Source organism: Stackebrandtia sp. (assembly GCF_035643755.1).
Lineage (GTDB): Bacteria > Actinomycetota > Actinomycetes > Mycobacteriales > Micromonosporaceae > Stackebrandtia.
On the sequence record NZ_DASQPW010000080.1, the window covers coordinates 1 to 8,509 of the forward strand.

The 8,509-nt window shown below is 72.1% G+C and carries 9 protein-coding genes and 1 pseudogene; 4 read left to right on the forward strand and 6 right to left on the reverse strand.

Going from position 1 to position 8,509, the window contains the following annotated elements; translation table 11 throughout:
- Positions 1–675: hypothetical protein (locus VE172_RS05965; RefSeq protein WP_324798545.1), on the reverse strand; the 675-nt coding region annotated here is incomplete at its 3' end.
- Positions 676–701: 26 nt separating this feature from the next.
- Positions 702–1,199 (reverse strand): MarR family transcriptional regulator, encoded by a 498-nt coding sequence (locus VE172_RS05970; protein ID WP_324798547.1) that lies wholly within the window; start codon positions 1,197–1,199, stop codon positions 702–704.
- A gap of 78 nt (positions 1,200–1,277) precedes the next feature.
- On the opposite strand from VE172_RS05970, the gene VE172_RS05975 reads away from it, so the two are divergent.
- Both VE172_RS05975 and VE172_RS05980 read left to right on the forward strand, forming a co-directional pair.
- Positions 1,278–2,147 (forward strand): NAD(P)H-binding protein, encoded by an 870-nt coding sequence (locus tag VE172_RS05975; protein WP_324798549.1) that lies wholly within the window; start codon positions 1,278–1,280, stop codon positions 2,145–2,147.
- On the forward strand, positions 2,144–2,812 hold the full coding sequence (locus VE172_RS05980) for an NAD(P)-dependent oxidoreductase (RefSeq protein WP_324798552.1): 669 nt from the start codon (positions 2,144–2,146) through the stop codon (positions 2,810–2,812). The genes VE172_RS05975 and VE172_RS05980 overlap by 4 nt, the downstream gene beginning before the upstream one ends.
- Before the next feature lie 384 nt (positions 2,813–3,196).
- Here VE172_RS05980 and VE172_RS05985 read toward each other — a convergent pair whose 3' ends face one another.
- The 3 genes from VE172_RS05985 to VE172_RS05995 are packed head-to-tail and all read right to left on the reverse strand — an operon-like array spanning position 3,197 to position 5,996.
- On the reverse strand, positions 3,197–5,167 hold the full coding sequence (locus tag VE172_RS05985; RefSeq protein WP_324798555.1) for an FtsX-like permease family protein: 1,971 nt from the start codon (positions 5,165–5,167) through the stop codon (positions 3,197–3,199).
- Positions 5,167–5,868: an ABC transporter ATP-binding protein gene (locus VE172_RS05990; protein WP_324798558.1), complete on the reverse strand. Its 702-nt coding sequence runs from the start codon at positions 5,866–5,868 to the stop codon at positions 5,167–5,169. Before VE172_RS05990 ends, VE172_RS05985 begins: the two co-directional genes overlap by 1 nt.
- Positions 5,865–5,996, reverse strand: a complete 132-nt coding sequence (locus tag VE172_RS05995) for a hypothetical protein (protein WP_324798561.1) — start codon at positions 5,994–5,996, stop codon at positions 5,865–5,867. The genes VE172_RS05990 and VE172_RS05995 overlap by 4 nt, the downstream gene beginning before the upstream one ends.
- A 114-nt stretch (positions 5,997–6,110) precedes the next feature.
- Between VE172_RS05995 and VE172_RS06000 the strand changes: the two genes are divergently transcribed.
- Positions 6,111–7,298 carry a sensor histidine kinase gene (locus VE172_RS06000; RefSeq protein WP_324798564.1) on the forward strand — a complete coding sequence of 396 codons (1,188 nt, stop codon included), beginning with the start codon at positions 6,111–6,113 and terminating at the stop codon, positions 7,296–7,298.
- A complete protein-coding gene (locus VE172_RS06005; RefSeq protein WP_324798567.1) occupies positions 7,295–7,936 on the forward strand; it encodes a response regulator transcription factor in 642 nt (213 codons plus the stop codon). Before VE172_RS06000 ends, VE172_RS06005 begins: the two co-directional genes overlap by 4 nt.
- Here the strand turns inward: VE172_RS06005 and VE172_RS06010 are convergent.
- A pseudogene (locus VE172_RS06010) lies at positions 7,933–8,509 on the reverse strand (hypothetical protein); the annotation flags it as partial. The gene VE172_RS06005 and the pseudogene VE172_RS06010 overlap by 4 nt on opposite strands.

Consider the following 8,509-nt stretch of genomic DNA (forward strand, 5'->3'; position numbering starts at 1 on the left):
CGCGTTCTCCTCGTCCATCCAGATCAGACAGAACGCCGCCGCGCGGTCGTCGGCGTCGGTGACCATCCAGTCCAGGCCCGGGTCGTAGGGCCAGCGCCGCATCAGCTGGCGATAGCTGGTCTCGGTGACGCGGGAGGGGCGGCCGGGGATGGAGAAGGCGGCGGCGTGGGCGGCGGCGCGGTGGGCCGCGTCGGATTCGTCGCGCACGGGGCGCAGCCGGTACCCCCGCGGTACCACGGGTCGGGGAATGTCGTCGAGGTCGCGACGCAGGTGGACGAAGAACGGTCCGTCGTCGATCGGGCGGTAACCCCTGCCGCGCAGGCCATCGACGAGATGGGTCTCGGAGTCCATGACGGTGACCTCGCGGCGGGTGCCCGTGGCGTGGGTGTCGAACCAGCCCAGCACCTCCGCGACCAGCTCGCCAGTGGCCGGGTCCACCTGCATCTCCAGCTCGGACGGCGGCTCGGCCCAGCCCCAGGCGAGGACCCGGCCGTCGCGCTCCCACCAGGCGGTCGGCCATTCGGGCTCGCGGCCGGCGTGCTGGAAGCGCCGCCAGGTGAGTTCTCCGATGTGGAATCGGGGCTGACGCGGCCACAACCGTCCGGTGAGCTGTTGCAATGCGGGTAGGTCCGTGTCGGGGTCGGTGAGGTCCCGGCGAGTCGCGGCGGAGGTCACCGGGCGAGGCTACCCGCGCGGCGGGCTCATTCGTCGGGCGCGGCGAGCCGGTCGGTGGCCTCGCGGCCGGCGCCGGTGGTGCGGGCCAGGAAGTCGGCCAAAAGCCGCAGTTCGTCGTCGTCGTAGGACGCGCAGATCTCGTCCATGGCGGAGTTCATGCCCGCGTACAGCCGGTAGATCTCCCGGCCGCGCTCGGGCAGGGCGCGCAGCCGCACCGCGCGGCGGTCGTCGGGGTCGCGCTCGCGGGCCACCCAGCCGCCGCGTTCCAGGCGGTCCAGGACCCCGGTGAGGGTCGCCGGGTGGAGCCCGGAGCGCTTGGCCAGGACGCCGGGACTGAGCGGGCCGTGCCGCGCGACGAGATCGAGGCACGCCAGATCCACGTCCTTGAACCTCAGGTTGGCGCTGACCTGGCGATTGAGCAGGGACAGTTGGATGCTCAACTCGCGCAACGATTCCCGCAGCGCGCGCTGGGTGCGGCGTCGCTCGCGGGCGTGATCTCCATCGCCAGATAGTACGGAAGTCATAGGATATCTTCTTCGTAATATACGGTTGTCGAACTCAGGGTACCGAATCCGGTGCCCACGAAACAGAAAGGACCGGTCATGATCCTGATTACCGGTGCCACCGGGAACGTGGGACGGCCGCTGGTCGACCTCCTCCACGCCGCAGGAGCCCGGGTGCGCGCCGTCTCGCGCCACCCCGACACCGCCGGGCTTCCCGACGGCGTCGCCGTGGTCGCCGGCGACCCCCGTCGCCCCGACACCCTGGACGAGGCCCTGCCGGGCGTCACGTCGGTGTTCCTCAACGGCCAGGCCACGGGCGAGGCCGCCGCCGAGGTGGTGGCGCGGGCCCGAAGCCACGGCGCGCGACGGATCGTCGCGCTGTCGGCGATCAATGTGGACGACGCGCTGGAGCGCCAGCCCTCCCGGCTGCGCGGCGCCCGCAACCGGGAGGCCGAACGGGCCGCCGTCGACTCGGGACTGGAGTGGGTCGCCCTGCGGCCCAACTACTTCGCCACCAACCTGATCGGCACCTGGGGCGCCCAGATCCGCGCCGGCGACACGGTGCGCGGCACCCACCCGGGCGCCTCGTGGGCGCCGATCCACGAACGCGACATCGCCGCGGTGGCCGCCCACGCGCTGCTCCACGACGACCTGCTCGGGCGGCGGCCGGTGCTGACCGGTCCGCGCGCCCTCACCCAGCCCGAGATGGTGACCGTCATCGGCGACGCGATCGGGCGGCGGCTGCGCTTCGCCCCGATCCCGCCCGAGGCGGCGCGCCAGGGCATGGTCGACGCCGGATTCGACCCGGACTTCGCGCGCGGGGTGCTGGACCTGTTGGCCGAGTCCTACGGGATGCCCGGCACCCACTCCGGCGAGGTGGAGCGGATCCTCGGCCGTCCCGGCCTGAGTCTCGCCGAGTGGGCCGTCGACCACGCCCGCGACTTCTCCCCGGCGGGGGTGCGGTCATGAAGCTCGCCGTCGTCGCGGCCACCGGAGGCGTCGGACGCCAGCTGCTGGACCAGGCGGTCGCGGCCGGACATGAGGTGACCGCCGTCGTCCGCAGCCCGCGCAAGCTCGCCGGCGCGCCCGTGCGCACGCTGGCCGCCGACCTGTCGCGCCCGAACGTCGATGCGCTGGCCGCCGGGCTGGCGGGCTGCGACGCGGTGCTGTCGGGACTGGGCGCCCGCTCCAAATCGGACACCGGGGTGGCGGCCCGCGGCACCGAGGCGGTGGCGCGGGCGATGCGGCTCGGCGGGGTGCGGCGCATCGCCGTGGTCAGCGCCGCGCCGATCGGGACCGTGGCCTCGCCGGGCAACCCGAACCCGCCCAGGCACGACCCCGGGGACGGCTTCCTCATCCGGCACCTGGCCTCCCCGATGATCAAGCGGATCCTGCGGGAGCACTACGCCGACCTGGCGCGCATGGAGGACCTGCTGCGCGACAGCGATCTGGAGTGGACGATCGTGCGCCCGCCCCGTCTCACCGACGCCGCGGCGACGGGCGAATACCGCACCGCCGTCGGCCGCAACCTGCGCCGCGGCGTCACCATCTCGCGGGCCGACGTGGCCGGCTACATGCTGGGCTGCGTCGGTGATCCCGCCGCCGTCGGGCGCGTCATCGGCATCGCGTACTGAACCCTCGGCCCCGACCATCCACAATGCCCGAGCGAACCCGGGCCGAACGATGTCGAATGCGGACCCGCGGTCGCGGCGTCCACGGTGAGGAAACCGGCGGCCTGGGTCGGGCTGGTCGCCATGGCCACCCAGTAGATCCAGGTCTTGTCCCACGGTGATGCGATGCCGACGGCGTTGAGCACCAGGAATACCACGCCGATGGCGCAAACCCGGCAGGAACGCCGCGATCGCGGAGGCGCCGGCGGGCATGCGGTTGTCCTCCCATCGGCCACGGCACGAGACACGCGTCACCGGACCCGCGGCCATGGGGAAGACCCGTTCCACACGAAGTGGACGGTGCGAACGCCAACGCGCTCGCACCGTCCACCCGCGACAGTCCGCCGTCTAGTCGGGGCGTGGGGCGGCGTTCACCATGACCGAGCGCAGCAGCGGGCGGCTCAGGGCGCCGGCACCGAGGATTCCCAGGAGCCCCAGTCCGACGGTGGCCAGCAGGATCCAGACTCCGGTGAGCCTGATGTCCGCGCCCGGGTAGTGGAACGGCGCCGCCATCACCGCGCCGATGAGCAGCGAACCGCCGCCCATCACCGCCAGAGGGATCAGGGTTTCGGTGCGCCGCGCGGCGTTGAGCGTCTTGATCGGGGTGCCCGACAGGTGCAGCAGCGCGTAGGTCTGCCGGCGGTCCAGCACCCCCGATGCCCCCGAGATCGCCGCGCTGACCATCGCGATCAGCAGCGACACCGACATCACCACGAGCACCCCGGTGCGGATGTCGCCGAATGTCCGCTCGCCCTCGGCGTCTCCGTCCTGTGTGGTCGTGACCACGGCGCCCGGCATGGTGTCGATCAGCCTGGTTCGCAGGGTGTCGATGTCGGCGACGCCGCTCGAGGTGCGGATCTCGACCCAGCGGGACTTGTCCTCGTTGGGGGAGTCGCGCACCGTGGTGCCGTCGCCGAGCACCTTGACGGCCTCGGAGCGCAGTGCCGGGACCGCGGAAGCGGGCACCGTGACGTTCATGGAGGTGCGCGGTCCGTCGTCGGCCGCATGCATGGCGTTGGGCGCCAACAGGCAGATGAATCCGGCGACGAACCCCGTCAGCGCGACCCCGGCCACGGTGCGCCACGCCGCCCGCGGGTCGTCCACCAGGCGGCGCCCGGCCAGCATGGTGGACGCCTTCCGCGACACCCCGGCCGTGATGCGCCCGATGATGGACACCACCCAGGGCCCGACGAAGTTCACCGCCAGGAAGGTCGCGGTCAACAGGAACAGGATCAGCGTCACGGCCACGAAGTCGGGCAGCGGGAACATGCCGCTGGCCACGATGAGGAACGCCAGCATCAGCGCCGCCAACACCACCAGGCGGATGGCGCGCACCGCCGGCGGGGTGTGGCGTCGCGCCACCCCCAACGGGCTCACCACCACCCGGCGCAGACCGACCACGGCGGACAGTCCCACCAGGATCGGCACCGCGACCAGGACCAGGCCGACCCAGGCCGCCCCCGGCCACAGGTCGCCGACGTACCATCCGGCGCCGTCGATGGAGATCCTCGCCAGGGCGGGCATCGCCGTCACATAGACGACGGTGCCGGCCACCGCCCCGATCAGCGCGGTGATCACCGCTTCGGCGACCGTCACCCCCACCACCTGGCCGGGGGTGGCCCCCACCAGCCGCAGACTGGCCAGCCGCTGGTCGCGCCGGGCCACCGTCAACCGGGCCGCGGCGCCCCCGAACACCAACAGCGGCACCACCATGAGGATGGTGGCCAGCACCATCAGCCCGCGGTACACCGCGTAGGTGTCGGCGATCGCGGGGGAGTCGAAGCTCGAGATCGGGGTGGGCGCGATGTTCTCGTTGTAGCGGGGCGCGGTCATCGCCTTGTCCTTGGGGGAGTGACCGACCACCACCACCTTGTCGGCGCTGTTCACCAGCGCGGCGTCCCCCAGGACTCCGCTGGGCCTGGCGCCGAAGCGATCGGCGAGTTGGCCGCGGGGCAGGTCGTCCATCAGGGATTTCATGGCCGGCGACACCCAGACCTCGCCGGGGCGCGGGAAGTGGCGCATCCCCGGGGGAACCGGGGCCTCGCCGGAGCCGGTGGCGGCCAGGTCCACGCGGGTGAACGTCGTGTTGTGCGCCTTGTCCTGCGACACCGCCTCGATCGCGGTGACGCCGTGGGTGGCCTTGACGGGAATCCGCCACGAGGTGCGGTCGCCGCGCTCGGCGAACGCGTGATTGCCGGCTACCGCGAACAGCAACAGGCCGGTGGCCAGGGTGACGGCGGCCAGCGTGAGGACCGAACCGAGCATGCCGCGGCGCCCGCCGCCGCGCAGCAGCCGCCACGCCAGGGACACGGTGTTCATCACCAGGCACCCGCCTTCGGCGGCGCGACGGCGGCATCGGCGACGACGCGGCCGTCGCGCACCTCGATGGTGCTGTCGCAGTGCGCCGCCACCGACGGGTCGTGCGTGACGACCACGAGACTGGCGTTGTGGCCCTTGGTCGCGTCGACCAGGATGCGCATCGTGTCGGCTCCGGTGGCCTGGTCCAGCGCGCCGGTGGGTTCGTCGGCGAACACCACCGCCGGGCCGGTCACCAGGGCCCGGGCCAGCGCCACCCGCTGCGCCTGGCCGCCCGACAGCTCGCCGGGGCGCCGCTTCTCCAGCTGGTTCAACCCGAGCATCGGAAACCAGCGGCGCGCGGCGTCGACGGCCTTGGGCCGCGGCGTGCCGCCGAGGATCAGCGGCAGGGCCACGTTCTCCTCGGCGGGCAGCTCCGGCAGCAACTGTCCGAATTGGAACAAGAACCCGAAACGGGTGCGGCGCAAGCGACTGCGCTTGGCCTCCGACATGGTGTCGATCCGCTGATCGTGCAGGTGCACCTCGCCGGACTCGGGCCGCATGATGCCCGCCAGGCAATGCAGCAACGTGGACTTGCCCGAACCGCTGGGCCCCATGATCGCCACGCTCTGGCCTGCCGCGACGGCGAAATCGACCCCGGCCAGCGCCACCGTCGCCCCGAAAGACTTGCGCAGGCCGCTTCCCGACAGCACCGGTTCATTCATCGGCGGTATTCCTTGTCATTGTGGTCTTCCTTCAGCTGCCACAGGGGAAGCAGCACGCCCCCGGCGAGCAGAAACGCGGCGCTCAGGACGATCCCGACCAGGGCGCCGATGTTGTTGATGTGAGACATGCCTCCACGATCCGCGCCGACCGCCCCCGCCACATCGGCTCGCGGACCGGTTCCGGGGCCCGGGGGTCGGCCATTTGGCGGAGGCACCGACATGACTCGCGTAGCTTGTGGGTCGTGATCAGCAGCGACCGCATCCATCGCCTCGGCGGGCTCCTCATCAGGATCGCCCTCGCCGGAATCCTGGTGCTCCTGCTGTTCCTGCAGTTCGACGAGACGGGACAGCTGGGCATCGGCCCGGTCGGTTACCTGACGCTGATCCCCGGCGCGGCGGGCATCGGGCTGGTGTTGTTTCCCGAGGGGCGGGTTCCCGACTGGACGATCCCGCTGTCGGCCGCGTCGCTGCTGCTTACCGTGCTGGTGCTCGTCTTCCCGGCCGCCCCCGGGTCGGTGCAGTGGCTGGCCGAATGCGGCGCCCTCCTCGTGCTGCTGGTGTGGGCGGTGCGGCGGTGGGGAGCCCGGCGCGGACGGCTCGGCACCTGCCTCCTGCTGGCCGCGATCGTGGCCATGCCGCTGCGCGCCGACGGCGTCAAGTCGGCCGTCGTCCTGGAGGTCCTGCTGATGCCGATGCTGGTGACGGGCGTCGTCCTGGGCATCTATCTGTACAGTGTGGATTCCCGGCGGCGGCGCGCGCTCACCGAGGTGCGGCGCGGCGAACGCATGGAGCTGGCCCGCGAGCTGCACGACTTCGTGGCCCACCACGTCACGGGCATCGTGGTGCAGGCCCAGGCCGCGCGGTACATCGCCGACGACGACCCCGCGCGCGCCCGGGAATCCTTCGCGGCCATCGAAAAGGCGGGCATCGAGGCGCTCACGTCGATGCGCCGCATGGTGGCGATGATGCGGGAGGAGGACTCCGGCGCCGGCACCCGGCCGCTGGGCGACCTGTCCCAGACCTCCGAGCTGGTCAGCGCCTTCTCCCTGGGCGACACCTTCGCCTCCCTGTACATCTCGCCCGACGTCACCGCCGACACCCTGGCGCCCGAAGTGGCCGCCTCGGTGCACCGCATCGTGCGCGAAAGCCTCACCAACATCCGCAAACACGCCGCCACCGCCACCAGCGTGGTGGTGGCGATCTCGGCGGTCCGCGACGGCGTGGAGGTCGCGGTGCGCGACGACGGCCAGGGCAACAAGCGGTCCCTGCTGGGCGGCGTCGGCGGGGGCTACGGCCTGGCGGGCCTGAGCGAACGGGTCCGCGCCATCGGCGGGCAGTTCCACGCCGGAACCCGCCCCGAGGGCGGCTGGGAAGTGGTGGCGATGCTGCCGCTGGAACAATCGTCGTCTGCCAACCAGGAGGTCTCGTGACGATTCGGGTGCTGATCGCCGACGATCAGCAGATGGTGCGCACCGGTTTCCGGATGATCGTGGACGCGCAGTCCGATATGGAGGTCGTCGCCGAGGCCACCGACGGCGTGGAGGCCGTGGAGCTGGCGCGCCAGCACCGCCCCGACGTCTGCCTGCTCGACATCCGCATGCCCCGACAGGACGGTCTACAGGCGACCCGGCTGCTGGCGGGCCCCGAGGTCAGCGACCCGCTCAAGATCGTCATCGTCACGACCTTCGACCTGGACGAGTACGTCTACACCGCGCTGCAAAGCGGCGCCCTGGGCTTCCTGCTCAAGGACGCCGGACCCACCCTGCTCATCGAGGCGATCCGCGCCGCCGCGGGCGGCGAATCGCTGGTGTCCCCGTCGGTGACGGTGCGGCTGCTGCGCCACCTCTCCCACCCCCCGGCCGCCCCCCGCCACATCCCGCTGTCCGAACGCGAACTCGACGTGGTGGAACGGGTGGCGCGCGGACGCACCAACAACGAGATCGCCGAGGACCTCTTCCTGTCGGTGTCCACCATCAAGACACACCTGGAATCGGTGCGCGCCAAGATAAACGTGCGTAACCGCGTCGGCATCGCCGTGTGGGCGTGGGAAAACAAGATAGTCGGTTAAATCGTCGGCCCGAACATGTGAAGCGCCGCGATCGCGCCGCCCACCAACGCCAGCACCAGCAACAGGAGCAGGACGGTGGCGGCGATGCGCCCGCCGTCGATGGACGAGCCGTCGGCGGGGCTGGGCAACTTGGACTTGCGGGGCTGGCGCGGGATTCCCGACGTCGGCGTCGAACGCGATATCCCCTGGGTGGGGGTCGGCCGCGAGATTCCCGACGTCGGCGTCGGGCGCGGCGGGCTCATCGTGGTGACGCGCGGGTGCGCCGCGGCGGGCAGCACCGGGTTCTGGGCTGTCTCGTCGCCGAAGGGCCGCCGCGTCGGCCGCTGCACGATCGGGTGATCGGCGGTGCGCGGCGGCGACACCGAGATCGGTGCCACGATCGGGTTTTCGGCCGTGCGGAACGGCGAGGGCACCGGCGGCGGGGGCGGCATCACGGGCCGCTCGTCGAAGCGCGGCCGCGGCACCATGCGCTCGGGCGCGGGAACGAAGGGGTTCTCCGCGGTGCGCGGCCCCGGCGACATCCCCTGCCGGGGAGGGATCACCGCGTGCTCGGCGGTGCGCGGGCCCGAGGGC